The following is a 25746-nucleotide window of genomic DNA, read 5'->3' as shown; positions in this document are numbered from 1 at the left end:
GCATGTACAGCAGCGACCGATTCAACTTTTCCCCCGACACGAACGACGGGTTGGGCGCGACCGAGGCCGAGCTGCGCTTTCTGCGAGGCGTTCTCAGCCAGCTGCCGGCGGGCGTCACGGTTCAGGACGAGCACGGTCGCTTTCTGCTGGTTAACGACACCGCCGCACTTCAGCTCGGCGCCGCCGCCAACAGCGTCGACGGCGTCTCGGCCCCGCATCTCGATGTCAGGCGGACGGCTTGCGCCGAGATCATCGGCCGGGGGCGGACCGTGATCGCCGAGGAAAAGGTCGCCGGCGAGCGCGGGGCGCAGACCCTGCTGACCGCCCATCACCCGGCTCGCATCGGCGACCGCCACGTCCTGATTTCGAGCTCGGCCGACATCAGCGAGCAGAAGGAGTTCGAGGACCAGCTGTTTCGCGCCGCCTATTACGACGAACTGACCGGCCTGCCGATGCGCCGCGTCGTCGAGCATCGCGCCGACCGTCTGATCCGGCGCGGCCGGGTCGAGGGACGCTTTGCGCTGGCCTTCCTCGATCTCGACAATTTCAAATACATCAACGACTATTACGGCCACGCCACCGGCGACGCGCTGCTGGTGGAGTTCGCCAAGCGCATCAGCCGGGACCTGCGCGAATCCGATCTGCTGTCGCGCATCAGCGGCGACGAATTCCTGCTGCTGCTGCATCCGATCGAGCGCACCGAGGAGGTCGCCGAATTCCTTCAAGCCATGCTGGACCGCCTGAATGCGCCGTTCTTCATCGACGGCGCCGAGGTGTTCGCCTCCGCCTCGGTCGGCGTCAGCCTGTTCCCGGAGCACGGGGCGAACTACGACGTGCTGCGGCAGAACGCCGATCTGGCGATGTACCGCGTCAAGAACAGCAGCAAGGGCGCGATGGCCTTCTTCTCCAGCACGATGGAGCATGAGGCGCTGGCGCGCATGAAGGTCGAGCAATCGCTGCGGCTCGCCATTCTCGAAAAGCGCTTCTGCTGCGCGTTCCAGGCCAAGGTCGACATCCGCACCGAGGAGATCAAGGGCATCGAGGCGCTGGTGCGGCTGCGCGACAATGAAGGCGTGATCCAGGCGCCGGGCTCCTTCATCAATCTCGCGGTCGAGCTCGGGCTGATCGACGAGCTGGCGCATCTCGTGCTGGGCGAGATCGTCAAGTCGATCGACCTGATCAACGACACGTTCGGCCCCGGGGCGACGATCAGCATCAACGTCGCGGCCAAGCAGGCGTCGAACCCGGATTTCATGCAGCCTTTTGCCCGCGCGCTCGAAGCGACCGGTTTTCCCGAGCGGTTCATGGTCGAGGTCACCGAGGACGCGTTCGTGACCCGCAGCCATTTCCAGGACGAGATCGTGCCGCTGCTGCGCGGCATCGGCGTCGGTATCTCGATCGACGATTTCGGCATCGGCTATTCGTCGCTGTCGGCGCTCGCCGACATCACCGCCGACGAGATCAAGATCGACCGCTCCTTCATCACCGACATCCACAAGCGGCCGCGCAGCCAGGGCATCCTGCGCGCGATCGAATCGCTCAGCGAAGCGCTCGGCATGACCGTGATCGCGGAGGGCATCGAATCGTTCGAGGAGCTCGCCTATCTGCAGGCCGCGACCAGGATCCGCTACGCCCAGGGCTACTACTTCTCGCGCCCCATCTTCCTGGAGGAACTGAAGCCCGCCGCGCCGCTTGCAAGCGAAGCGCGCATGAGCCTCGGCAGTCGCGCGGTGCAGGAAAATCGCCAGGCTTACGCGCGCAGCAGCCGATATCGGCGCTGATCTTCGTCACGACGAGAAAGCACGTTCGTCAGCACAAGGACCGACCGATCCCGGGCTGCCTCCGAAAGCGCCTTGACCCGGCCCGAGCCTGCACACTATCAGTTGCAGGCAACAGCCGCCGGTAGCTGGGAGGAAGGCTCGTGAATACGTCGCATATTTTCAAAGGCTCTGTTTTCAAAGGTATCGTTTCATCACTGACCGCCGCCCTGCTGGCCACCGCCGCCCAGGCCGACGATCTGAAAATCGCTCTCATCTACGGCAAGACCGGCCCGCTCGAGGCCTACGCCAAGCAGACCGAAGCCGGCCTGCGCCTCGGTTTCGAATACGCCACCAAGGGCACCAACACGATCGACGGCCGCAAGATCGTCATCATCACCAAGGATGACCAGGGCAAGCCCGATCTGTCGAAGGCGGCACTGTCCGAGGCCTATCAGGACGACGGTGCCGACATCGCGATCGGCACCACCTCCTCGGCCGCGGCGCTCGCCGACCTGCCGGTCGCCGAGGAGAACAAGAAGATCCTGATCGTCGAGCCGGCGGTCGCCGACCAGATCACCGGCGAAAAGTGGAACCGCTACATCTTCCGTACCGGCCGCAACTCCTCGCAGGACGCGATCTCCAACGCCGTCGCGATCGGCAAGCCCGGCGTCACAGTCGCCACGCTGGCGCAGGACTACGCGTTCGGCCGCGACGGGGTCGCCGCCTTCAAGGAGGCGCTGGCCAAGACCGGCGCGACGCTGGCCGCGGAGGAATATGTGCCGACCACGACGACCGACTTCACGGCCGTGGCCCAGCGTCTGTTCGATACGCTCAAGGACAAGCCCGGACGGAAGATCATCTGGATTCTGTGGGCCGGTGCGGGCGATCCGCCAGGCAAGCTGCAGGACATGGACCCCAAGCGCTACGGCATCGAGCTGTCGACCGGCGGCAACATCCTGGCAGCGCTCGCGGCCTACAAGCGGCTGCCCGGCATGGAAGGCGCCACCTATTACTACTATGACATTCCCAAGAACCCCGTGAACGACTGGCTGGTGGCCGAGCACCAGAAGCGCTTCAATGCGCCGCCCGACCTGTTCACCGCCGGCGGCTTCTCGGCCGCGATGGCCGTCGTCGCCGCCGTCACCAAGGCCAAATCGACCGACACCGAGAAACTGATCGCGGCGATGGAGGGCATGGAGTTCGACACGCCGAAGGGCAAGATGATCTTCCGGAAAGAAGATCACCAGGCGCTGCAGAGCATGTATCACTTCCGGGTCAAGGTCGATCCGAACCTCGCCTGGGCCGTCAACGAGCCGGTGCGCGAGATCAAGATCGAAGAGATGAGCATCCCGATCCGCAACAAGCGCTAGACCATCGAATCCGTGCCCGGCTCTCGCGCCGGGCACGTCCACTTTGGAAGTCATGCTGGCGATATGTCTCTTACTCTCGAAACCCGCGACCTCACCATCCGCTTCGGCGGCCATGTCGCGGTCAACCGCGTCAGCTGCAGCTTCCGACCGGGCGAGCTGACCGCCATCGTCGGCCCCAACGGCGCCGGCAAGACCACCTATTTCAACCTGATCTCCGGCCAGTTGCGGGCGTCGTCCGGCTCCATCGTCTTCGACGGCAAGGACATCACCAGCCTCTCCGCCCCCTTGCGCACGCGCGCGGGCTTAGGCCGCGCCTTCCAGCTCACCAATCTGTTTCCCAATCTCAGTGTCGAGGAGAACGTTCGCCTCGCCGTCCAGGCGCAGAGTGGCGTGCATTACGACCTTTTCCGGCCTTGGATGGCGCGGCGCGACCTGATAGCGCGCGCCGATGCGATCCTCGACCAGGTCGCGCTCGGCAGCCGGCGCAGCGTCACGGCGACGACGCTGTCACATGGTGACCAGCGCAAGCTCGAGGTCGCGCTGATGATGGCGCTGGAGCCAAAGGTCTTCATGTTCGACGAGCCGACCGCCGGCATGAGCATCGACGAGGTGCCGGTCGTGCTCGACCTGATCGGCAGGCTCAAACAGGACAAGAGCCGGATCATCCTGCTGGTCGAACACAAGATGGACGTCGTGCGCTCGCTGGCCGACCGCATCATCGTGCTTCACAACGGACAGCTGGTCGCCGACGGCCCGCCCGCGGAGGTCATCGCCTCGCCGATCGTGCAGGAAGCCTATCTGGGCGTGGCGCCGCGGAGCGCCGCATGAGCGCGCTGCTGAAACTTGCCGGCGTCGAGACCGATATCGGCCGCTATCACATCCTGCAGGGCGTCGACTTCGAGGTGCCGGAGGGCCAGACCACGATGCTGCTCGGCCGCAACGGCGCCGGCAAGACCACGACCCTGCGCACGATCATGGGGCTGTGGCAGGCGAAGACCGGCACCATCTCGCTCGCCGGCGAGGCGATCGAAAAGCTGGCCACGCCGGACATCGCCCAGCGCGGCGTCGGCTACGTGCCCGAGAGCATGGCGGTGTTCTCCGACCTGACCGTAAAGGAGAACCTGGTGCTGGCGGCGCGCAACGGGCCACTCGACGATGCCCAGCTCGCCTGGATCTTCGGCTTCTTCCCGGCCCTCAAGAAGTTCTGGCTATCGCGCGCCGGCAGCCTGTCCGGCGGGCAGAAGCAGATGCTGTCGATCGCGCGCGCGATCGTTGAGCCGCGCAAGCTACTGCTGATCGACGAGCCGACCAAGGGCCTGGCGCCGGCGATCGTAATGTCGCTGATCGAATGCCTCAAGGAGATCAAGCGACGTGGCGCCACCATCCTCTTGGTCGAGCAGAACTTCCATGCCGCGCGCGAACTCGGCGACCAGGTGCTGGTGATGGACAACGGCACCATCGTCCATCGCGGCGAGATGGCCGTGCTCGCGGCCGACGTGCCGCTGCAGGAGCGCCTGCTGGGCCTCAGCCTGGAGACCCATCAATGAGCGAAATCGCCGCAACCGATGCGCTGCCGAAGCCGAAGCGCGATATCGCGCCGCTGTTGCTTCCTGTCTTGCTCGCGCTCCTCATGATCCCGCTGGTCGGCTCGGCGAGCTCATGGGTGACGCTGACGGTCGCGAGCCTGGCGATGGGCATGATGATCTTCATCATGGCCTCGGGCCTGACGCTGGTGTTCGGGCTGATGGACGTGCTCAATTTCGGCCACGGCGCCTTCATCGCCGTCGGCGCCTATGTCGCGACGCTGGTGCTGCTGCCGCTGGCGAGCTGGGCGCAGGCCGATTCGCTGCTGACCAATCTCGCGGTGCTCGTTCCGGCCGCGCTGCTGTCGATGGGCGTGACCGGCGCGCTCGGACTCGTCGTCGAACGCGTGCTGGTGCTGCCGGTCTATGGCCAGCACCTGAAGCAGATCCTGATGACGACGGGCGGGCTGATCGTGGCCGAGCAGACGCTGTACGCGCTGTTCGGGCCTCAGATCATTCCGCTGCCGCTGCCGACCACGTTGCGCGGCTCCTTCATCATCGGCGACGTCGCGATCTCGAAATACCGGCTGTTGGCGATGCTGGTGGGATTCGCGATCTTCGTCGCCATCGAGCTGGTGCTGAATCGCACCAAGATCGGACTGCTGATCCGTGCCGGCGTCGAGAATCGCGAGATGGTCGAGGCGCTCGGCTATCGCATCCGCCGCCTGTTCCTCGGCGTGTTCATGACGGGATCGGCGCTGGCCGGGCTCGGCGGCGTGATGTGGGGGCTCTATCGCGAGCAGGTCCACGCCTCGATCGGCGACGAGCTCACCGTGCTCGTCTTCATCGTCGTGATCATCGGCGGGCTCGGCTCGATCACCGGCTGCTTCGTCGGCGCGATCCTGGTCGCAATGGTCGCCAATTATGGCGGCTTCCTGGTGCCGAAGCTCGCCCTCGTCTCCAACATCCTGTTGATGGTCGCCGTGCTGATGTGGCGGCCGCGCGGCCTCTATGCGGTGACCAGCCGATGATGATCCTGTCCGGCGATCCGCCCCGCAGCCGCGCGTTGTCCGTCCTGCTCGTCGTCATCGTCCTTGCGCTGCTGGCGACACCCTTCGTCTTCCCTGGCGCCAAGGCGCTCAACGTCGCCGCCAAGATCTGCATCTTCGCCGCACTGGTGGCATCGTATGACCTGCTGCTCGGCTACACCGGCTCGGTGTCGTTCGCGCATACGATGTTCTATGGCATCGGATCCTACGCGATTGCCATCGCACTCTACGGCCTCGGCCCCAGCTGGACGTCGGTCGCAGTGGCGGTTGCGGCGGGATTGCCGCTCGCCTTGTTGCTGGCGCTGGCGATCGGCCTGTTCTCGCTGCGGGTCGAGGCGATCTTCTTTGCCATGATCACGCTCGCCGTCGCCTCGGCCTTCCTCGTGCTGGCCTCGCAATTGTCCTGGCTCACCGGCGGCGAGGACGGCCGCAGCTTCCAGCTGCCCGAACTGCTGCGCCCCGGCACGGTGTTCATCGGCAAGGAGTGGTTCGGCTTTCCCATCAACGGCCGCATCCTGACCTATTACCTGGTGCTGTCGGCCTGCGCGCTGATGATCCTGGCTCTGCTGCGCGTCGTGAACTCGCCGTTCGGCCGCGTGCTGCAGGCGATCCGCGAGAACCGCTTCCGCGCCGAGGCGCTCGGCTATCGCACCGTGTTCCATCTCACCTACGCCAACTGCATCGCGGCCATGATCGCTGCCGGTGCCGGCATGCTGAACGCGCTGTGGCTGCGCTATGCCGGGCCTGACACCTCGCTCTCATTTTCCATCATGCTGGACATCCTGCTGATGGTCGTGATCGGCGGCATGGGCACCATCTACGGCGCGATTATCGGGGCGTCGATCTTCATCCTGGCGCAGAACTATCTGCAGGCCCTGATGAGCGTCGCCTCGACCGCCGCAGCCGATGCCGGGCTGCCGCTGCTGCCAGGCCTGCTGCACCCCGACCGCTGGCTGCTGTGGCTCGGCCTGCTTTTCATCGCCAGCGTCTATTTCTTCCCGACCGGCGTCGTCGGCCGACTGCGCAACAGGCCGGGCACGACACGCTGAGCTGCAGTCACCCCCCTGAGACTCCGCGCAGCTGCCGCCACGGCAGGACGGCGCGGTATTCCCGTGCGGACATTCCGGCTTTCGACGACATTTCGTCATTCGCTTAAGCGACGGATAACCGCGTTTCCTAACCGCCCCGGCACCAGTGCCTTGCTATCAAGCCTGCTTGCAACGAGACATTTCCTTTCGGGTCGATCAGGGCATGCAAGGCGCAGCAGACACGTCGGGGACCGGCGCAATCGAGCCGGAACGGGTTGCCACGTCCCTCTGGCGCGGTCCTGTGCCGTGGCTGATCGTCTGCGGCGCGATGCTGATCGCAGCCATCGTCGTCGGCACGATCGTCATGGCGAGCGGCTTTCGGGCCCGCGCGATCGCAAACACCGCGCGGGAGCTCGAGAATACCGTCATGCTGCTGAGCCGGCATTTCGCGCAGCAGTTCGAGGATGCCGAAACCGTAGTGTCGCAGGCGATCCGCCGGATGCAGCTCGGGTCGATCGAATCGCCGGCGGCGTTTCGAGCCCGGATGTCACAGCCCGACATCCGCGACATGCTGCAGTCACAGGTCAACGGCCTGTCCTACATGGGTGACCTCACGATCATCGGCTCCGACGGCAATTTCGTCAACTGGTCGTCCAACGACCCGCTGCCGGCGATCAACGTCATCGACCGCTCCTACTTCAGGGATCTGCAATCGGCCTCCCGCACGGACGCCTTCGTGGTCGCGCCGGTGGTGAGCCGCGTCACCGGCGGATGGGCGACCATCGTCGCCCATCGCCTGAGCGGCGCGAACGGCGAATTCCTCGGCGTGCTGACCCGGCGGGTCGATCCACACAGCTACGAGAAATTCCTGGTGTCGATGGCCCTCGGCAAGGGCGCGTCGATCGCGCTGTTCCATGCCGACGGCGCCATGCTCGCGCACTACCCCCACATTGAATCGCTGATGGGCGCCAGGATCGGCAACGACGGGAGCCTGCGGGGTACCCCCGCCGCAGGAGCTGGCACCGCCCTCATCACGAGTCCCATCGACAATCTGGAGAAGATCGCGGCGGACGCCAAGGTCGGACGCTTCCCGCTGGTCATCTCGGCCAACAGGACGGTCAACGATGCGCTGGCGGACTGGCGATCACAAATGGTGCTGCTGGTCGGAGCTGCAATGCTCGCCGTGATCGTCATCGCCGTCATGTTCAGCCTGATGATCCGGCAGATCGTCCGGCAGAACAGGCTCGCGAGGTACCAGCTCGAAAACGAGAAACAGCGGGTCGAAACGGCGCTCGACAACATGACGCAGGGGCTGATCTCGTTCGACGCCAACGCCTGCGTCGTGATGTTCAATCGGCGCTTCATCGATTTGCTCGGCCTCTCCGCCGACGTGATCAGGCCGGGTCTTCATCTCAGCGACGTCGTCCAGCATTGCAAGGCATGCGGCGCCTTCAATGGCGACGTCGTCGATTTCTGCGCAGACCTCATCGACAGGGCCGCGACGGGCGGCACGTCGCAGATGGTCGCGGAGGGCAACTCGGGCCGCTTCTTCAACGTCATCGACAAGCCGCTGGCGTCCGGCGGGTGGGTCACGACGATCGAGGACATCAGCGAGCAGCGCAGGCTCGAGCAGGACCGTGATCGCAACTATGCGTTCCTGCGCGAGATCATCGACCACATCCCGTCGCGCATCATGGTCAAGGATGCTCGCGATCGCCGCTACGTGCTGATCAACCGCTCCACCGAGCAGGGTTTTGGCCTGCCACGCGAGAACATCCTCGGCAGGACGGTGTTCGACCTGCTGCCGAAATCCGCGGCCGAAAAAGTGACGGCCGACGACGACCGCGCCCTGGAGCAATCGGGCGGGCTGTTCCTCGGCGAACATCCCTGGCAGGCGCCGGCGCTGGGTCTGCGCTACATCACCTCGCGCCGCATCGCCGTCGAGGACGACGCCCACCAGCCGCGCTATCTGATCAACGTGATCGAGGACACCACCGAGCGGCGCCTGGCCGACGAGAAGATCGCGCATCTCGCCCATTTCGATGCGCTGACGGAGTTGCCGAACCGCGTGCTGTTCCGCGAACGAATCGATCAGGAACTGGAGCGTGCGCGTCACGGCACCTTCTTTGCGCTGCTCTATATCGACGTCGATGAATTCAAGGGCATCAACGATTCACTCGGGCACCATGTCGGCGACGAGCTGCTGAAGACGATCGCGCAGCGCATCAGGAGCTGCCTCGCGCCGGAGGACATGGTGGCCAGGCTCGGCGGTGACGAGTTTGCAGTGCTGCTGACCACGGTGGCGGACCAGGACGAGGTCATCGTGGCCGCAACGGGCATCCTCGAGGCGATCCGCAAGCCCTATCGCTGCCTCGGCCACCAATTGTCGACCGATGCCAGCATCGGCATCGCGCTGGCGCCGCAGGACGGCACCGAGCGCGACCAGTTGACCAAGAATGCCGACCTCGCGATGTACGCCGCCAAGGCCGGCGGTCGCCACACCTTCCGCTTCTTCGAACCGTCGATGGACGAAAGTGCGCGCGCGAGGCTGCAGCTGCAGCAGGATCTGCGTCGCGCGATCGCGGAAGACCAGTTCGAGCTGCACTATCAGCCGCTGCTCGGCTTCAGCGAGAACATCATGACCGGTTGCGAAGCGCTGCTGCGCTGGCGGCATCCGGAGCGCGGCATGGTGCCGCCGCTCGACTTCATTCCGCTCGCCGAGGACACCGGCCTCATCAACGAGATCGGCGACTGGGTGATGCGCACGGCCTGCGCCGAGGCCGCCGGCTGGCCGGCCGACATCCGCATCGCCGTGAACGTCTCGCCGGTGCAGCTGAAATCGCCGACCTTGGCGCTGCGGATCGCGAGCGCCCTGTCGGCGGCCGGTCTCTCGCCTCAGCGGCTGGAGATCGAGATCACCGAGGCGGTGCTGATCAGCGACGACGACGTCGCGCTCGGCGTCCTGCATCGATTGCACGACATGGGCGTGCGCATCGCGCTGGACGATTTCGGCACCGGCTATTCATCGCTCAGCTACCTGAAGCGGTTCCCGTTCGACAAGATCAAGATCGACCGCTGCTTCGTCAGCGATCTCGGCGCCGGCAGCTCCTCGGCGATCGTCCAGGCGGTGGTGAGCATCGCGGCGGCCAGCAACATGACGACGACCGCCGAGGGCGTCGAGACCGGCGCACAGCAGACGGCGCTGCGCCAGCTCGGCTGCACCGAGATGCAGGGCTACCTGTTCAGCGCGCCCAAGCCGGCGGCCGAGTTGCGCAAGCTGTTCGCTCCGGGCGCGGTGCCGGCGGTGGAGGATCTGCAGGCCGCCGGCTGACTCCGGCCGCCGTAAGGCTCCCGACCCGATGCGGCTGAGCGTCGCGCTTTTTGCCGATCGACCGGCTTCCGGCCGAGGGGCCGCCTTCCTATATCGGGGCGGCCACAACGGAGTCGAGCAGGTCGCCATGCAGCCGGTTTCCTTCCTTCTGAACGTTCTCTGGATCGTGTTCGGCGGCGCCTACATGGCGTTCGGCTGGCTGGTCGCCGCAGTGGTGATGGCGATCACCATCGTCGGCCTGCCCTGGGCACGCGCCGCGTTCAACATCGCGGCCTATACGCTGCTGCCGTTCGGTTCGCGGGCGGTGCGCCGCGACGAGGTCACCGGCATGGAGGACGTCGGAACCGGGGTCCTGGGCCTGCTCGGCAACATCATCTGGTTCGTGCTGGCCGGCTGGTGGCTCGCGCTCGGCCACCTCCTGACCGCAATCGCACTGGCCGTGACGATCATCGGCCTGCCGTTCGCCTGGGCCCATCTGAAGCTGGCCGGCCTCGCGCTGTGGCCGATCGGCAAGACCATCGTGCCGGCCTGACGCCGGGGCGCCGTGGAGCCCGCTGCTGCCGGCCCACCCACCTCGTTCGGGGCGCCGCCCAGGGCGGCAGGCTCAAGCCGCCAGGCCCAATCGAGCGTTCAAGGCCGTTGCCGACCACGGGCCAATCGGCTAAACGGATGCGGCACGCACCCGTAGCTCAGCTGGATAGAGCGTTGCCCTCCGAAGGCAGATGTCAAGCTGTTTTCCGGGAGTGTGAGAGTAAAAAGAGACTTTGATTTCAGACACTTGAGAAATCGGCGCGGATCGCTTCACAGCCACGAAGTTTCCGCGTAAGCACTGCGTAAGCAGGCAGGCACCCGTAGCTCAGCTGGATAGAGCGTCGCCCTCCGAAGGCGAAGGCCACACGTTCGAATCGTGTCGGGTGCGCCATCTCTCCCTCATTCTTCGATTGGCCCGCCTTTGGCGGTAGGCCGGCGTCGGCCAGCTTTCGCGGACCGACGTCGCGGCATCCGAGGCCATCGCGCTTCAGCTCGCTGGCGAGCCGGGTGGCGCATCCCGCGCTTCGTCGGTAGGCCGCTAGGCCACACAGCGCAATGCGCTGCAGAAGCGATCTCGCTGAGCGACGTGGATCCTATCCGTTGCGATTGGCAGACGATGTGGATGATTTTGACGTTGACGCCCGCATCTGCATCTTTGCGGGCTGTTCAAACCATAAATCCAGCGATACACTCACCGCGATATTTTTTGAGACATTCCACCATTGCTCGAAACATCACATAACCCTGGATTATGTGTCCCTTTCGGACTCAACGAGCCGACCGTCAGCAGCGCAGGATCGGGTAAGAGCCATTGCTGAACGAAGACCCTGAGAAGCTGGGATCCCTCACTAGGGTCATTGCTGATCGTGCCGCGAATCCGATTGAGCACCGGCGCAAAATTTGCCTGTTCCTGGGAGCTGGCGCCGATATCAGTTCGGGAGGCCTGACTTTTGCCGAGCTGAAACACCGAGCTCTGGAGCGCTTCGCTCAGCGCCAGCTGTATGAGCTAACCCCCGCCGACACCATCGACCGTGAATTCGACCGCTTGTTTTTGAAACTCGAGCCCGACGAGCGGGCGCTGATGGTCGAAGCGATCTTCCGGCAGCTCGGTGAACTGGAGCCCTCCGAAGCTTACAAGCTTGTTGTCCTGCTGATCGAGGCCGGGGGGATCGATGCTGTCGTGACGACGAACTTCGATCTCATGCTCGAGCGCGCCCAGCAGGTGCTTGGGCGCGATCTGATCCAGGTATTTTCACCGGGCTTTGCCCGGCCCTATCCCGGCGTACACGATCGCTACAATCTACCCAAAGTTCCCTACATCAAGCTGCACGGTGATCTCGCGTCCCGCGCGGTTGTGGCGCTGGTGCGCGCGGAACTCGACGACGTCCGATATGACCAAGATATCGCCCAGCTATTCGCGTCGATTGTAAACTCGCATGATCTCATCATCGCTGGATACGGCGGTTGGGATACGGCACTTTCGAAAATTATCTCCGATGCAATCGAATCCTCCCGAACGCGGATCTACTGGTGTGGTCCAACCAGACCGAGCGAATCCGCTCCCCTGTCAGCTGCGTTGCGCGACCGCGCCGATTACATAACGATCTCGTTCGATCGGCTGGTTTCGGAAATTTCGCGTCCTGTCCTGGAAAAGCCGTCCCTTATTCCGACCGAACCAACATTCATCAAAAGCCTGTTTGCGTGGCGGACCGAATATTGCAACAGGGAGTACGCGACGCTCTATGGTACCCGCGCGCACAAGAACATTGTGGACACATTCGCCCGCCGGGTGCGCCTTGAGGAGGGCCTCACTCGCTTCCTGCGACCGAACAAGCCGCTCGCGCTGGTCACCGGTCCGTCGGGCTATGGCAAGACCACTTTGGGCCTCCGTTTGCAGAAAGCCTGGTCGCTGCGCGAATCCACTAGGATACTCCTGTTGAGAGCCCGGTCGTTTCCCGAAAGCGGTGACGTCGAACAATATGTCGGCGAGCAATTGGGCGGCCTTGGATTTCGTTCGCCTTTTTCGCTATTCCGGTTCGAGCGGTGGCTCACCAACAATAATCTCCAGCTGGTCATATTTATCGAAGGAATCAACGAATTCGCGGACGACCTCAGCCGTTGCGTCGGCTTTCTGCGCGGTATCCTGCGATTCTGCTACTTTCTCCCCGAGGAACACAGCGCGCTCCGGGTGATCGCTACCGTCAGGCAAGAGACGTGGAATGCGATGCTGCCGCAACTGGACGCGGCACAACTGCAGAAGACGGTCTGGTCTCCCGCAGCGCCGGAACACGGTTTTGAGACGCTTTCGTGTGACATCTTCAGCCGGGACGAAGTCTACGATGCCGTCCGGCGCATGGGATCGAAAGCGCTCACTACGGCTGATCTCGATCAAGTATCTCTGGGCTCGTTCGAGCGACTGAGGGACCCTTACATGTTGCGCATCGTGGCCGAAAGCCCAGCGCGCAGCCTGCAGATCGTCCCAAGTGCCGCTCAATTGCGGACCATGATCGAAGCCAAGTTGCGCGCGGCCGGCATGCTTGGCAGCTCAAGCACGATGCAGCACGCGATGGCCAAGGCAGCCATGCAGAGCCTTGAAGGGGGACGTCAAAGGTTCCGCGAAATCGACATCGAGCCGGCCGCGCTTCGTCTCGACATCCTGCGTATAGCCCGCGATCTCGATCTCGTGCGGGAAGCGCAACAGGGCTTCTATCAATTCGATCACGACCGAACATTCGAGTATTTTCTGGCTGTCGCCCTAGCGAACGGCCTAGGCCCACCGCTGGAGACGCTCACCGACCTCCAGACCTATCTTCGCAATTATCGAAACGACGGCCGTTCTCTTGCGGCGGCCCGCCTTCACTTCGCGCTTCACCCCGAGATGGGACTTCGCTTGATTTCCGAAGCGATGCTGCTCGTCGACCGGGCTGACCAAGCGTCTGGGTCAAGTGACATCCAGCATCTGTACGAATTTGCGCGCGACCTTCTCGTTCAGCTTGCTGAATATGGGGAGCCGAAAGCTATCACCTATCTTTCCGATGCGATTGCTGCCGCTGCAAAGGCAGAGATTGGCGAAATGCATTTGCGAGCTGTGGTACAGGCCGCCGCCTATCTGCCCGATACGGCGTCTGTCGAACTGCTCAGCCGCGTACGTCATCCCACGTCCATTCTTCCGCGCACCGAAGCGCAGATCTACGCGATAGACCGGCTCGTAAGACATTTTCTTGAGGTTCCGGCCAAGCCAAAGAATTTAATATCTGATGCGCCCTATGGCGCCTTCTTCGCGGACCCGTCGCTTCCCAAGTGGCAAAAGATCGGGCGTCTCATTGCATTCGCCACGCAACTGGGCCCGGACAATACGCATGCTCCCGAATACGAGGCCGCGAGCGCCGCGTTGCGCTCCACTTTGGAAGAGCTGATGGCCGCCGCGGACCCAAGGCCGTCGGGAGCTCTCGCCTTTGCGGATCATTTTCTCCGCAACTGTGACCGGCTTCTCTTCAATTCGACGGGCGACGGAATACGGCGCTTCTTTTCAAACAGCAGGAGGGCCGATTTTCTCGAGATTTTCCGGGCCATTCAATCCGGAACCACCCTGAATGCCGAGGACTTCGCGAGGATCGAAGCCTACACGCAGTCGATCGAGTTCGACATTGAATACCATCTGTCGGCGGCCCTGTTTGTGATGAGCAGCCTCAATGATTTGCCCGGAACGCTGATTTTGGCCGAGCACCTTTTTGCGCGTTTCGACGAAAACGCAAATCCGGTCCAGATCGACTTCCTTGAGGAAGTCATCGTCTATCTGCACGTGCTCCACGGGCTGGATTACGACGAACACCGGTTTGGCGTCTGGGAAGAAACGATTTTGCGAAGCTGGCGCGGTATTCTGCTTCACCGGCCCGGTTTGCTGAGAGGCGAACGTCGTGGTTTTACCGATCCCTTTGACCGCAATTTCGAAGACGGTTTTGGCGTCATTTATCCCTACGGTATCCTGCTCCCAGCAACGCGGCGCCGCTCGATGCCGTTTGCGGAATACGCCAAGGCCTCCGCAGACCTCGAAGCGGATCGGCTTCCAATGTACATACGATGGCTCGAAACATTCCTCGCTGACAATCGTATCGAGGAAGCCCTTCAGCTCCTCCAGGCCATCGCCGGCGTGATCATCACATGGCCCATGGAGGGTTTGACCGCGCTTCGACCGGCCATAGGACACGCGGATCAACGGATACGGCGCGCCGTCGTTCGGGTTCTTGCTGAGGCTTACAACAGGCATCCTAGCGCGACGCTTCGCTTCCTTCGGGTCGCGGGCGTCGCCATCAGCGACGACGAATTGCTGGAGATCAAGGTCCGAAATGACGCGCGACTTGGCCGCCGCCAGGTCAGCGAGGAAGAATGGGCGCGCGTCGGCCACTTGCTCCTGACCGTAGACGGCGCAAGAGAGGCTTTGTACGATTGCCTGTACAGCCTTTTGTCTGCGGACACGTTCGAACAGGCTGTAGAGATGATCTTTGGGCGGCTTGGCTTGACCCAGCAGACATTTTAGGCGAGCGGCTTCCTGAAATACTTGCCGTTCATATAGAGGCCGTCGAGGTCCACCCCGAGAAAAACGTCGATTGCATCCTCTGGCGTCTCCACGATCGGTTCGCCACGCCGGTTGAAGGATGTATTGAGCAAGATCGGGACGTTTGTCAGTGCGCCGAACGCTTGCAAGATAGTGATCAGGAATGGATCGCCGTCGCTGCCGACGGTTTGGACCCGCGCAGTGCCGTCAACATGGACAGCCGCTGGAGCTTCACGAAGGCAACGCTCGCGCGCGCGGGCCACCTTCAGCATGTAAGCATCGGCACAAGCGGGGTCGTGGAAATAGTTGTCGAACTCGGACGCCAGCACCAGTGGTGCAAGTGGCCTAAACGGCTCCCGCCCCTTGATCGAACGGTTGATCCGCTCTCGGGTCTGCACATTGCGGGGATCGGCTAGGAGACTTCGCCCTCCGAGCGCGCGCGGTCCGATTTCGGAGCGCCCATTGAAGACACCGACGATGTCGCCTTTTGCAAGGATCCTTGCCAGGTCACCGGGTGTTGAAACGCTAGGGTCGAGGACCAGACGGGGATAGTATTGCTGGGCGGCCCGGGCGACCTCTTGGTCTGCATAATGGCGGCCGGGACGGGCGATCGCCGGAGCGATCTGCCCGGAATGGAACGTAAATGACGGCGCGCGCCCGTTTCGCTCGGACGACGCCGCGAGCCAAAGGGCGCCAAGTCCGAGGCCCGCGTCGCCGCAATGAGGTGGAATAAAGACTTTTCGAGCGCCCGCGAGGCTGGCTGTGACCTTCGCGTTCGCGACGGTATTCAAGCCACAACCGCCGCTGATGGCAACGTAATCGGCCTCCACCGGCGCGAGCAGCGACATACAATGCAAAAGCGCGTTTTCCGTCACCGCCTGGATGCTTGCAGCAAGGTCCGCCCGGGCCGAAAAGCTTCCCTTTCCCTGCGTGAGGATCCTTTCCATACAGTCGACGATCTCGTCACCATCCGTCGGACAGCGGAAGCAATCGGACATGTCGTCGCCAAGTGTGACGAAACCCTGAAGGAGGCCGGCGTAGTCTGGCTGTCCATATGCTGCAAGGCCCATCGTCTTGCCGCTGTCCATGGGACCATACCCAAGGACGCAGGTCGCGATTTCGTAGAGCATTCCGACCGAGTTGCTGATCCCGATTGGAAAGTCATCTTGCTCGAGATAACCGCTTCCTGTGGTCGTTCCAAGCGTCTGAGCGCCGTCGGGGCCGAACACATGAAATGAGATAGTTTCGCGGCGCGAGCGGTCGCCAGCTTGATCGCCGCTCTCGACGATCGAGCCATATCCGTCGTAGACGAGCAACGCCGCAGTGCAGTTAGGCGGCATCATTATGTAGGCCGAAGCGGCGTGGCAGAGATGATGCGAGAATAACTGCATGCGCTTCCCGCCATACGCGGCTCGCGTTCGGGCCGGGATGGTGTCGCTCGCGACGATGGCGTCGATGTCCTCGAATGTCAGATCCTCCGCGCGAAGGCAGTAATCGACGGCGGGCGCCATCGGCTCGCGATACCAGACAGATAGACCGTTCTTGACCCTGGTGATCCGCTCCTGCTCGATGGCAACTTTGATGTCACAGTCATGAGCAAGAGCGGCCGAGAAGTCGTGGTCCGACCCGCCGAGGCCCAAGCGCCATATGCCTTGCTTGCGCAACATCGTCCTCAATCCGGCGGAAATCCGTCCATCCCGAATCGCCTTGCGTTGCCGAGGACACGCGATGCGATGTCGATGTCGCGATTGGCGGACGTTTTTTTCCAAGGTTCGCAGAGCTGTGGATCAAGGTCTGCAAAGAAAAGCAGGGACAAGCGATGTTCGGATCGGCTATGGGCACGAACTTGATGGTAGAGCGGCGGTATCTCGCCCCCGGTGAGAAGGCTCAGGATAGCTCCCGGCATCACTGTGAATGCTGTGCTTGTGCGATCAGGTTCAAGAACGGACGAGCCGGTCATGATCTCTAGTCCGCGACCATTCGCGTGGGCGAACGTCAGGAGGTGACCATCTTCGTGCGCGGTATTAATGAATTGACCGGGTTCAGTGAGGATCGTCCGGTTGAATTGCAGCTGGGACCAGCGATGTAGACCACCCGCTAGCTTTTGCTCCGAAGCATCTAGTGCAACCGTTCGCGCCACACCGCGCATGATGTCCTCGGCTATCATTTCGAGCGAGTGAAAGACCTCCATCATGCGCGCATGTAGGTCGCATCCGGCGCCGCAAGGCAGATCAAGGGCGACGTTTTGTGTGCGCGCGCTCGCGGCGAAAATCTCGACCCGGTCTGGTAGAGCCGGATTTCCGGAATGCTCCCGGCCAAATGGCGTGTAACCGCATCCGTAGGGCAATACACATGCCTGCTTCGACTTTTGGTCGAGATCAAAGAAGGCCTTGGCGGCCTCATAGGCGGTTGACACCTGCCTTTGGAGATCGTCACCGAGTGCAAATAGGGACCAGCCCTTGTCAGAGATGTCGGCGACGCATGCTTCGATTCCAGGCGCAATCGGCAATGATCGATAATCCAGGGTTATCGTACGCCTGTCTCGGTCGAGCTGCTCGCAGCCGACTTCAGCTAAGCCCTCAGCCCCCCTAAGACATTCGCTCGATCAAGCATGGTCCGTAGAGCCTGATCGGACACGTGAGTGTATATTTCGGTAGTCGCGATACTCGAATGCCCGAGCAGCCGCTGAACAACTCTGATATCGACTCCGCTCTCGATAAGCAGTGTCGCCGCGGTATGCCGCAGCATATGAGGCGTCACTCGTCGCTTTATTCCGACCTTGCCGACAAAACTATGGAGCTTCGAACGAAAGGCATGAGGCCGCAAGCTGGCGCCGTGTCGGTTAACAAAAAGTGGGCCCGGACCGTCGAGCATGCGCTGTCGCAGCGCGACTAACTTCGTCAGTTCAACGCGGAGGTCGGGATTGGCAACATACACGATGCGGTCACGGGACCCCTTGCCGTGAATGCGCAAAGTCGAGCCATCGTGTGATACATCTCCAGTCTGTATCTTACACAGCTCGCCAACCCGAATGCCTGTTGCGACCATTAAGCTCACTTCGGTACGCAGAAGTCGGGTGACTTCGAGCGCCTTAGCGCGCTCTAAGTCTCGGGTTGACGCTAGCAAGGTTGAAGTCTCGTCACGAGACAACGCTCTAGGTAGACGTTTGCGGCGAGGCAATTTGAGGCGCCATCCCACAAATGGATCGGCCATCTGGCCCTGGTCCGCTAAGAATCGAAAAAACGCGCGTAGGCACGCGATCCTTCGCCTAATTGTAGCCGGCGAAAGCGCGCGCCGACCTTTCATATCTTCGAGGTATTCCCTCAAAGTATCTGTTTGAATCCTGAGCGGGTCGCACGTTGCAGGACACCATCGGCCGAAGTCGGTTAGATCCTGCATGTAGGCTTGAAGTGTGTTCTCGGACAGTTGTCTTTCTATCGCGCAATAATCCACGAACAGCTTAGCGTACTTCCCAATGCTCATTTTCCTCTCCGAAAGGTATCGGGAGGTTATGTGCCGCATATCGACCGATTGTAGCTAGCGCTGGTGGTTGGCACTCTTTACAACTAGTTAGCGATTGCAATTGGGTCGATGCTCTCCTTCCACTTGTGGATTGCGCAGCTTGATCTCAGTGAGGAAGCCAACAGCGGCAGCGACCATAAATAGGAATTATGAGCCGTTCTCTTCGGACGCTCGCAGCTATTCAAGCGATTAGCATCTTTAGGTTGCTAGGCGCGGTCTTATTCACGGCCCTTGCCTTCCAGAACGTTCCGCCTGCTCTTCTGTGCGGAGTGTACGTCGTCGCCGCCATTAGTGACTTGCTTGACGGCTTTGTTGCCCGAAAGCTGGCGGCCACGAGTTTCGCGGGCGGCATTCTGGATCTTATCAGCGATAAATCATTGACGGTCGTATCGCTTTTGTACGCAGCAGCGAAAGGGGTGCCGCTCTTCCCGCTTGCTATTATCGGCACCCGCGAGCTTATCTCGCTCGGTCTGCGTATGGTGATGGTCGACGGTCGCGCGTTGTGGCCCACAAGCCGATGGTTTGGTGGCACCATGACGGCCGTGTTGTGGGGAAACACATTCGTGGTGATTCTGCGCGGACCCGACAAAGCGGTAACATCGATCGCAGTCGGTATTTTTTGGGGGTGTGCTGTAGTTTCTTTTCTCGACTTGGCTAGGCGACTGTTCTCCATCAGGAGACACATCACGAGAGCTTTAGCAGAGGAAGCAGAGCCGGACTAAATTTGTCGTACAACTTGAGCCCGAGTGAAAGGAAAGAAGGCGTCATCGCCAGCCCCAAGTACTTCAAGATCCGGATCAAGTGAGGATAGTTTGAGATCTTTCCAATTTGCGTGCAGATTTTCTCGAAATAGTCGAGGGCCTCATTTCCCTGTCTAAGGGTCTCGATCTGGATTTCTTCGTCACTGACGATCCGATGATAGTAATTCTGCTGAAGCTTTCGTATCTTTTCTATTGCGGTTCGCTTCATTGCAACGATGTCGGTACGAAGACGGAGGATTGGAATGGCGTAAGCGAGTAGGGCGCCGACCACGACGATTGCGGCTCCGATTATTGGAGTGACATCGAGCGCGCGATGCACGGCAAACGCAGCGCCGACGGGTATTGATGTGATGAAGAGCGTAACAACTATCGGTGTCGTAACCAGACCAGGTATGAATCCAAGTCCACCGGCGCGGTCGTCATGGAAGGGCTGTAGCAGGAACGTTCCTGCCAGCCGACGTCTGCGGAGCACTTCAAGCACCGTAGCCAGCATGCCAGCGTGCACGAAAGCTATGTACGGAAACAACCATACAAACAGATAGAGCTTGTAGATCCTCGTGACCCAGTACCCCCAAGGATGGTTTGACGAGTCCCAAAAATCATATGGCAATAGGACGCCGGGAAGCTGATTTTGATAAGTGTTCCAAGCGAATGCGGCCAATCCTACCGTGTAGAACAGGCTTGCGGTTGTTAAGCTGAGCGGGTCCTTTCGTCCCATCCAGCGCACAAGCTGGTCCTGCAACTCTCTCGCAAACTCTGGATCCGGTAGTTCATTTCGCGCCGCTCGATCGGTGCCGACCTTGTTCAAGGACGTCCGAATAGACAGCGGAAGGGCAATTTGCAGAGCAATGAACGCCCAGATGGCCGGATGTTGAAGCAGCCCCACATCTCGACCAGGGAGCAACAAGGTGTGATCTAACGTGGCAGCGGCAATAATGGCAACTGCGGCGGTCGCCGCCAGCGTGCAACATTGGCCCACAAAGCCAAACGTGGTCCAGCGCCCAACGAGATAGTGGATTGAGAAGCCTCCGGTTCTTAGGACGCCGGCGATTCTTCCTGCACCGCTCATAATTCCTAGTTATGTGTTTTCTGGCTCCCCACGAGCCGCTCAATAGTTCAGATACTATCTTCACGGTAGAAAAACGCAATCTGGCAACCCTTGATTTCGGGAAGATGGAGGGTTACCTGGAGGCCCACAGCTCTCCGTGTCGGCGAGTGAGCGACGTAGATCGAAACGGAGCTTTCACTACGGGGATTGGGCGTAGCCGAGCATGCGAGCGGCCTGTGAACCGAGAGTTGATCCTGCTGTAAGGGGCGGCCAAGCGCGACGGTCTCGCCTGAGATGCGTTGCCGCCCGGATTCGCTCCTCCGCTCACTCCGAGGGGTTTAGCGGTGCTTTAGCCGTCAAACGAACGCCCGGCTTACCGCCGTTCATGAACTCGATCCCTGCTGCTTCCAGGGCACGGCGGATGGCCGTGGCAGTTACACCATGTGCGCGTAGAGCACCACGCTGGCTCTCTAACCGTTTGATCGTCGGGAGAGAGACGCCAGAAGTCTCGGCGAGATGTCGCTGCTCCCATCGAAGGAGTGCGCGGGCTGCCCTAACGAGCTCGCTGGTCAACTCGACCGCATCGATACCTTTATCATCATTTGATGCCTCAGGTATTGACATGGCTCCCGGACCGTAGTACCTCAGGGCTTACATTCGGAACCAAGCCCCACCACGTCGGAAACGGCAGGCGGACGGCTTGGGTGACGAGCAATCGCTCCGCAGCCCTCGGAACGACGAGGACGGCCGCGAGAATCATCGTCGCCCCAATATCGCTTGGGCAGCCATACTTCACGGATGGCGCAAGGCGCAAGCACGCGGAATGATCCGATGAGTGAAACCCGCGCCGATATCCGTCCGCTTGAAAATGATTGTGAGGGCGCCAAGTCCGTGTCTCTCGATGAGCCGGCGTCTTCCGCTTCCGATGCCGCACTCATCGCCCTTGAGCGGCAGTTCAACGCTATTTCGGCAGAGCTGCTGTCGCTGGAGCAGTTGCGCGGCAATCGGACGAAATGTCGTGAGTCCGCCCTTGAGGGGCCTGGATCGTTACTGAAAAAGCCAAGCAGCCGGTCGAACACCTGCGATGAGGCCATAACGAGTCAGATCGAGATGGTTCTGACCCGTCTCGATCCCATCGAAAGGGCAATCATGCAGACACAAGCGTGCACGATTGCCGGATTAGGCGTAAAGGCGCGCCATGCGGCCTATGTGATGTCCCAGTGGTGGGAGCACCCCATTGACCAGATCGACTGGGATGCCCGAGCGGTTCGCCTCCTGATCGAAGCAGTCTGCCACGTTGCCCGCACTCCGTTGCCAGTTCGCAATTGGGACGACGGCGAATAGTCACACCACGCATTAAGGCGCACTTGGAATGGGAGAACGCGATTGCACATCTTATCTATCATGGCTGCGATCCTCGAAGATGAACTGCGCAAACGCGGCATTCTTGAGCTGACGCAGCTCGACTGCGAGACAATGGTCCACAGCATTATCGAACGCACGGCTGAACTTGAGACGCCATTATATCGCAGCGATCCGAACTGCACGTCGGCGACAGACCCCAAGCGGTCTTAGCCGAGTAGTATTCTCTAAAATCCAGTTATAGTTGGGCGTTCTCCGAAGAGACCCACATCTAGGGCTGGCTGATGCTCCCAGGCGACCAGGTGAACTGATGGCGGCGATTAGGCCAGTGACAGTAGTGGAAAGAGCCCGGACCAATGGCTGTACGCCCTCGTGCCAGCTCTCGTGATGAGAAAAGGCCCTGACCTCACCTGATTCACGAGCCAAGTCGACCTTTGAAGGGTTACCGACCAGCATCTCCAATCCAGAGGAGAGAGTGTCCGCATACGCAATTGAAATTACCATACTGTTTCAGTTGCTTAGTCGGCCTTTCGTACTGGCTACCCGTTGCTTCACCCACATCAGAGCGGCGGATTGTAGCGGAAAACGGCGAACGATCCCGGGCGACTTGCACATCGAATCTTTGAGGCTGATGTGCCGTTAGTCCGAGTTGGTGCAGCAGATCTATTGGAATTTGCGTGCAACTTCTTACGGCGGGGTGGCAGGATAGCCGATTGGGGATGCGAGGCCAAAGCGCGACCGGAATCTCGCCGACGTTGGCCAGTTCCAGAGTGAGACATCCGGAGAAGCCGGAATGGACGACCGGCGCGGGTCTCGATGATGAGAACCGTGACGACCGAACGACGACTTTCCGACGATGGCTCCGCAGCATTGGTTCGGCATCCAGATCCATTCCAGCATCGCTCCGAGCAGAAGCCGCCCCGGGTGCAGATAGAACTGGCCGTCGAACCGAACGAAGCGCTTCTGGGCGTATCGTTGCTCCTCCTCCTGAGCCCCCTCATTGAAATTGAGCTCGTTCAACTTTGTGGAATGCAGCGTGAGGAACCATCGGCCCAGGCGAATGTCCAGCGAGGCATTGCCCTGCTTGTCGTCGGAAATCGGCCAAAGCTGGACCCGCAGCGGGTCAGCATCCAGGCGACAAGCCGATCGTCCGTAAAATTGACGATCGGACGGGCCCTTACCGAGGCTCGCATGCGTGGTCCTTCCGGCAGTATGTTGAAACGAAGCATTCTACCAGGCCGCCACTACGCTCGACAACGCTAGCAGTCCGCTGAAGAACCGACATGAGGCCGACGGTTTGACTTTTGAAGTCTGAGCCGACGGGGGCGTTGCGAGGATCGCAAGACCGTCCGCCCGCGAGGGACGGTGTTATGCGGCGATCAGCTTGGGTATCCGAACGAGGTTATAGCCGATCAGGTTGAGCAGGAAGTCGCCGAGGACGCGTTCGCGACCACGGTGCTTGGTCTTGCGCATGGTTCCGTGCTGCTTGCCCCACCCGAAGATGCATTCGACCATGGCCCGGCATGTCTGAGACATGCCGTAACCGGCGTGCCGGGTGGTGCGATCGTCGATGGCACTCTGGCGCCCGTTGGGATTGCCACTGTTGTATTGGGCGACGTGCGGCGTGACATTCATCTTCCGCAGCTTGGCGACGTGCTCGGCGGTGTCATAGGCCTTGTCCTCGCCCACGGTGATGCGGCGGCCATCCTTGTTGGCTTTGGATTTGAGCATGGCTTCCGACGCGGAGCGTTCGGCGGTTCCGTTGGCATGGGTGACCCGCCCATCGACCGCCAAGCCGTTCCGGTTCTCCATGGTGACGTGGCCCATGTAGCAGAGTCGGGCTTCCTTGCCCTGCGCCTTCCGATACAGTCGGCTGTCGGGATCGGTCACGCTGGCATGGGTGTCGTTCTTGCGCTTCTGGCCGTGGAAGTTCGCACCATCGTTGCCGTCGTCCGAGCCATCCTTCGGCCGGAAACTTTTATGCGAGGCCCAGGCCTCGATCAGCGTGCCGTCCACCGAGAAGTGCTCGCTCGACAACAGCGGCTTCACCTCGGGATGGTTCAGTAGCTTCGCCATGAACTTGGCGAACACCTCGCCGTTTTCCAGCCGGGTACGGTTCTTCGTGAATGTCGTCGGGTCCCACACCCGATCGTCCGGCGCCAACCCCACGAACCAGCGGTAGAGCAGATTGTAGTCCAACTGCTCCATGAGCTGACGCTCAGAGCGGATGCCGTAGAAAACCTGCAGCAGCAGAGCGCTGAGCAATTGCTCGGGCGGGATCGAGGGGCGGCGTTCCTTCGAGTAGAGCGCGCCCAATGCGCGGTTCAGGTCGCGAAGAACGTCTCGCACCAGCTCCCGGATCTTGCGCAGCGGATGATCCTTTGGAACACGCGCCTCCGGCGAAACGTACGAAAACAGCCCGCCCTGATCCTCGAACTTGCCCCGCATCCGCGCCTCCGAGACTCGCTAAGATCAGTGAATCACGAAAATCCGACAAAAACGGTAGTTTTTCAGCGGACTGCTAGAGCTTAGAGGGAGAATTCTTCGTTCGCGAGAGGCGTCGGGCCACTCCGCGAGGCGCTCGCCGACCGTCTTGTAGTGGGGAGACGAATCCTTGCCTCCGCGGCTGCGCTCGGGGTCGTAGGACAGCGGTTTTGTCCGCGCGACTTCGCGTAGTCGAGCAGCCCCGTCTCGATCAGGTGGCTGTGCAGCGGGACGTCGCGGCAGCTGCTGCTCTTCGCGTTGGCGCCCCTGATCCGTATCAGCCAGATGCCGTCGCGCTTGACAAAGTCGCGCGCCTTCAGCGGCGTTCGGGTCACATCGGAATGTCGATATCGAGGCCGGACCTGCCGAACTCGACCGCATCGATGCGGGAGACGACTTCCTGCAGCGCGGGAAGACCGGACTCCAGCCCGACATCGTCCTCAAGATAGTCCGCGAACGCGGCTGCCGTCAAAGATGGTGGCATCCCGCTCAGCGCGCTGGCATGCACGGCGATAGACACGTGCCTCATCGCACGTCTCCGACCATCAGTGCACGACCAGCGTTCCGATACTGATATTGTCGCTGCGCGAGTTGTTCAACACCGGATAGATCTGCTCCCATTGCGTTGGCGCGCAGGTGAGGCATCCCTCGGATACACGGCCCGGGTGTACATAGCGGTCGCCGTGATGTCCGATACGAAACCATACCTTGCCGTGCGGCCCATAGCCTTCGCCAAGATCGTGTGGAAAGTCGGCGATCTCGACATCATGACTGCCCACTGGAAGGGGATTGGTCTGGTCGGTCTTCGCGGCAAACGGCCCGATACTCTTTGGCGTCCCGCCCTCGCTGAACGAGATGTTCAATTCAAGCTCGTAGCTGATCCCGTCGATCTTGACCGGACCGGCCGCCCTGCGCTTGACGTCCATTTTGAGATTGGCGAGCCGCCTGGAGCTCGCATCGAGATTTCCGGAGGAGACGTCGAAGGCGGCCCCCGCCAAGACGCCTTCGAGCACTGTGCCGGCGTCCCGCCCGCCCGAGGTGCTCGTCAGCGAGACCTTCAACCCCGACGGCAGCGACGAGCGCGCGCCCGATATCATCACCAACAGCCAGCCGTCGGCGGTGGTCCGGACGAACTTGTCCTGGGCGATGAGAAGCGCCGACAGCTCGTGTTGCTGCAGGCGTTTATGCGCATCCTGATGGATCTGGCTCCCGCGCAGCCTGTCGACCGCCTCCTCCAGCATCTCGATGCGGCGGAGCAGCGCGCGCATCGACAGGTCTTGTCCGCTCGCTTGCAGTCTTGCCTGTCTCCCCTTCGCCGCGGCACTGGACGATTGCTTCGGCTTGCCCGGCCGCTTCGCTCCGGTCTGCCGCTTGGACTTGACCGCGTTCTTCGTCACCGCCTTCGCCTTCTTCATAGAACCC

Annotated in this window: 20 protein-coding genes and 1 tRNA gene; 13 read left to right on the top strand and 8 right to left on the bottom strand. The window is 61.5% G+C overall.

The features are described from left to right. The first annotated feature begins 2 nt into the window (after positions 1 to 2). The 10 genes from ACQR1B_RS01205 (at position 3) to ACQR1B_RS01160 (ending at position 15129) form a co-directional block, all read left to right on the top strand. Positions 3 to 1781: a putative bifunctional diguanylate cyclase/phosphodiesterase gene (locus ACQR1B_RS01205; protein WP_434832675.1), complete on the top strand. Its 1779-nt coding sequence runs from the start codon at positions 3 to 5 to the stop codon at positions 1779 to 1781. 140 nt (positions 1782 to 1921) lie between these two features. Continuing rightward, positions 1922 to 3130 carry a substrate-binding domain-containing protein gene (locus ACQR1B_RS01200; protein WP_434832676.1) on the top strand — a complete coding sequence of 403 codons (1209 nt, stop codon included), beginning with the start codon at positions 1922 to 1924 and terminating at the stop codon, positions 3128 to 3130. A gap of 63 nt (positions 3131 to 3193) precedes the next feature. Beyond that, positions 3194 to 3958 (top strand): ABC transporter ATP-binding protein, encoded by a 765-nt coding sequence (locus ACQR1B_RS01195; RefSeq protein WP_434832677.1) that lies wholly within the window; start codon positions 3194 to 3196, stop codon positions 3956 to 3958. Next, positions 3955 to 4677, top strand: a complete 723-nt coding sequence (locus ACQR1B_RS01190) for an ABC transporter ATP-binding protein (protein ID WP_434832678.1) — start codon at positions 3955 to 3957, stop codon at positions 4675 to 4677. Before ACQR1B_RS01195 ends, ACQR1B_RS01190 begins: the two co-directional genes overlap by 4 nt. After that, on the top strand, positions 4674 to 5684 hold the full coding sequence (locus ACQR1B_RS01185) for a branched-chain amino acid ABC transporter permease (protein ID WP_434832679.1): 1011 nt from the start codon (positions 4674 to 4676) through the stop codon (positions 5682 to 5684). Before ACQR1B_RS01190 ends, ACQR1B_RS01185 begins: the two co-directional genes overlap by 4 nt. Then, positions 5681 to 6751 (top strand): branched-chain amino acid ABC transporter permease, encoded by a 1071-nt coding sequence (locus ACQR1B_RS01180; protein ID WP_434832680.1) that lies wholly within the window; start codon positions 5681 to 5683, stop codon positions 6749 to 6751. The genes ACQR1B_RS01185 and ACQR1B_RS01180 overlap by 4 nt, the downstream gene beginning before the upstream one ends. Before the next feature lie 202 nt (positions 6752 to 6953). Then, complete coding sequence (locus ACQR1B_RS01175; protein ID WP_434832681.1) at positions 6954 to 10061, top strand: bifunctional diguanylate cyclase/phosphodiesterase; 3108 nt, start codon at positions 6954 to 6956, stop codon at positions 10059 to 10061. 127 nt (positions 10062 to 10188) lie between these two features. Then, entirely contained in the window at positions 10189 to 10593 is a 405-nt protein-coding gene (locus ACQR1B_RS01170; protein WP_434832682.1) for a YccF domain-containing protein, read from the top strand. Between the two features lie 313 nt (positions 10594 to 10906). Then, a tRNA-Arg gene (locus tag ACQR1B_RS01165) sits at positions 10907 to 10983 on the top strand. 420 nt (positions 10984 to 11403) lie between these two features. Next, entirely contained in the window at positions 11404 to 15129 is a 3726-nt protein-coding gene (locus ACQR1B_RS01160; RefSeq protein WP_434832683.1) for an SIR2 family protein, read from the top strand. Here ACQR1B_RS01160 and ACQR1B_RS01155 read toward each other — a convergent pair. The 3 genes from ACQR1B_RS01155 to ACQR1B_RS01145 form a co-directional block, all read right to left on the bottom strand. Further along, positions 15126 to 16814: a carbamoyltransferase C-terminal domain-containing protein gene (locus ACQR1B_RS01155; protein WP_434832684.1), complete on the bottom strand. Its 1689-nt coding sequence runs from the start codon at positions 16812 to 16814 to the stop codon at positions 15126 to 15128. The genes ACQR1B_RS01160 and ACQR1B_RS01155 overlap by 4 nt on opposite strands. Positions 16815 to 16819: 5 nt before the next feature. Beyond that, positions 16820 to 17656 carry a 2OG-Fe(II) oxygenase family protein gene (locus ACQR1B_RS01150; RefSeq protein WP_434832685.1) on the bottom strand — a complete coding sequence of 279 codons (837 nt, stop codon included), beginning with the start codon at positions 17654 to 17656 and terminating at the stop codon, positions 16820 to 16822. A gap of 62 nt (positions 17657 to 17718) precedes the next feature. Further along, a complete protein-coding gene (locus tag ACQR1B_RS01145) occupies positions 17719 to 18630 on the bottom strand; it encodes a tyrosine-type recombinase/integrase (RefSeq protein WP_434871467.1) in 912 nt (303 codons plus the stop codon). Between the two features lie 188 nt (positions 18631 to 18818). Here ACQR1B_RS01145 and ACQR1B_RS01140 point away from each other — a divergent pair, with 188 nt between their 5' ends. Further along, positions 18819 to 19391: a CDP-alcohol phosphatidyltransferase family protein gene (locus ACQR1B_RS01140; protein WP_434832687.1), complete on the top strand. Its 573-nt coding sequence runs from the start codon at positions 18819 to 18821 to the stop codon at positions 19389 to 19391. Here the strand turns inward: ACQR1B_RS01140 and ACQR1B_RS01135 are convergent. Continuing rightward, complete coding sequence (locus ACQR1B_RS01135) at positions 19354 to 20499, bottom strand: hypothetical protein (RefSeq protein ID WP_434832688.1); 1146 nt, start codon at positions 20497 to 20499, stop codon at positions 19354 to 19356. The genes ACQR1B_RS01140 and ACQR1B_RS01135 overlap by 38 nt on opposite strands. Before the next feature lie 810 nt (positions 20500 to 21309). Here ACQR1B_RS01135 and ACQR1B_RS01130 point away from each other — a divergent pair. Both ACQR1B_RS01130 and ACQR1B_RS01125 read left to right on the top strand, forming a co-directional pair. Continuing rightward, positions 21310 to 21822 (top strand): hypothetical protein, encoded by a 513-nt coding sequence (locus ACQR1B_RS01130; protein ID WP_434832689.1) that lies wholly within the window; start codon positions 21310 to 21312, stop codon positions 21820 to 21822. Between the two features lie 60 nt (positions 21823 to 21882). Then, positions 21883 to 22053, top strand: a complete 171-nt coding sequence (locus ACQR1B_RS01125) for a hypothetical protein (RefSeq protein ID WP_434832690.1) — start codon at positions 21883 to 21885, stop codon at positions 22051 to 22053. 474 nt (positions 22054 to 22527) lie between these two features. Here ACQR1B_RS01125 and ACQR1B_RS01120 read toward each other — a convergent pair whose 3' ends face one another. The 4 genes from ACQR1B_RS01120 to ACQR1B_RS01105 form a co-directional block, all read right to left on the bottom strand. Beyond that, positions 22528 to 22959 carry a dCTP deaminase domain-containing protein gene (locus tag ACQR1B_RS01120; RefSeq protein WP_434871468.1) on the bottom strand — a complete coding sequence of 144 codons (432 nt, stop codon included), beginning with the start codon at positions 22957 to 22959 and terminating at the stop codon, positions 22528 to 22530. A 249-nt stretch (positions 22960 to 23208) separates the two neighbouring features. Beyond that, positions 23209 to 24288 carry an IS5 family transposase gene (locus ACQR1B_RS01115; protein ID WP_434832691.1) on the bottom strand — a complete coding sequence of 360 codons (1080 nt, stop codon included), beginning with the start codon at positions 24286 to 24288 and terminating at the stop codon, positions 23209 to 23211. Between the two features lie 367 nt (positions 24289 to 24655). Next, the gene (locus ACQR1B_RS01110; RefSeq protein ID WP_434832692.1) at positions 24656 to 24853 is read right to left on the bottom strand and encodes a hypothetical protein; all 198 of its coding nucleotides are present in this window, start codon (positions 24851 to 24853) and stop codon (positions 24656 to 24658) included. A 16-nt stretch (positions 24854 to 24869) separates the two neighbouring features. Further along, positions 24870 to 25739 carry a hypothetical protein gene (locus ACQR1B_RS01105; protein WP_434832693.1) on the bottom strand — a complete coding sequence of 290 codons (870 nt, stop codon included), beginning with the start codon at positions 25737 to 25739 and terminating at the stop codon, positions 24870 to 24872. Between the last annotated feature and the right edge of the window lie 7 nt (positions 25740 to 25746).

It is taken from the genome of Bradyrhizobium oligotrophicum, assembly GCF_051168495.1.
In the GTDB taxonomy this organism is placed as follows: domain Bacteria; phylum Pseudomonadota; class Alphaproteobacteria; order Rhizobiales; family Xanthobacteraceae; genus Bradyrhizobium; species Bradyrhizobium oligotrophicum_A.
This window is presented reverse-complemented; position numbering and strand designations above follow the sequence as displayed.

Bases quoted from the DNA above. Each gene is read 5' to 3' on its own strand.
- ACQR1B_RS01205 (WP_434832675.1), top strand. From the start codon at position 3: ATGTACAGCAGCGACCGATTCAACTTTTCCCCCGACACGAACGACGGG.
- ACQR1B_RS01195 (WP_434832677.1), top strand. From the start codon at position 3,194: ATGTCTCTTACTCTCGAAACCCGCGACCTCACCATCCGCTTCGGCGGC.
- ACQR1B_RS01190 (WP_434832678.1), top strand. From the start codon at position 3,955: ATGAGCGCGCTGCTGAAACTTGCCGGCGTCGAGACCGATATCGGCCGC.
- ACQR1B_RS01185 (WP_434832679.1), top strand. From the start codon at position 4,674: ATGAGCGAAATCGCCGCAACCGATGCGCTGCCGAAGCCGAAGCGCGAT.
- ACQR1B_RS01180 (WP_434832680.1), top strand. From the start codon at position 5,681: ATGATGATCCTGTCCGGCGATCCGCCCCGCAGCCGCGCGTTGTCCGTC.
- ACQR1B_RS01175 (WP_434832681.1), top strand. From the start codon at position 6,954: ATGCAAGGCGCAGCAGACACGTCGGGGACCGGCGCAATCGAGCCGGAA.
- ACQR1B_RS01170 (WP_434832682.1), top strand. From the start codon at position 10,189: ATGCAGCCGGTTTCCTTCCTTCTGAACGTTCTCTGGATCGTGTTCGGC.
- ACQR1B_RS01155 (WP_434832684.1), bottom strand. From the start codon at position 16,814: ATGTTGCGCAAGCAAGGCATATGGCGCTTGGGCCTCGGCGGGTCGGAC.
- ACQR1B_RS01145 (WP_434871467.1), bottom strand. From the start codon at position 18,630: ATGAGCATTGGGAAGTACGCTAAGCTGTTCGTGGATTATTGCGCGATA.
- ACQR1B_RS01140 (WP_434832687.1), top strand. From the start codon at position 18,819: ATGAGCCGTTCTCTTCGGACGCTCGCAGCTATTCAAGCGATTAGCATC.
- ACQR1B_RS01135 (WP_434832688.1), bottom strand. From the start codon at position 20,499: ATGAGCGGTGCAGGAAGAATCGCCGGCGTCCTAAGAACCGGAGGCTTC.
- ACQR1B_RS01130 (WP_434832689.1), top strand. From the start codon at position 21,310: ATGAGTGAAACCCGCGCCGATATCCGTCCGCTTGAAAATGATTGTGAG.
- ACQR1B_RS01125 (WP_434832690.1), top strand. From the start codon at position 21,883: ATGGCTGCGATCCTCGAAGATGAACTGCGCAAACGCGGCATTCTTGAG.
- ACQR1B_RS01115 (WP_434832691.1), bottom strand. From the start codon at position 24,288: ATGCGGGGCAAGTTCGAGGATCAGGGCGGGCTGTTTTCGTACGTTTCG.
- ACQR1B_RS01110 (WP_434832692.1), bottom strand. From the start codon at position 24,853: ATGAGGCACGTGTCTATCGCCGTGCATGCCAGCGCGCTGAGCGGGATG.
- ACQR1B_RS01105 (WP_434832693.1), bottom strand. From the start codon at position 25,739: ATGAAGAAGGCGAAGGCGGTGACGAAGAACGCGGTCAAGTCCAAGCGG.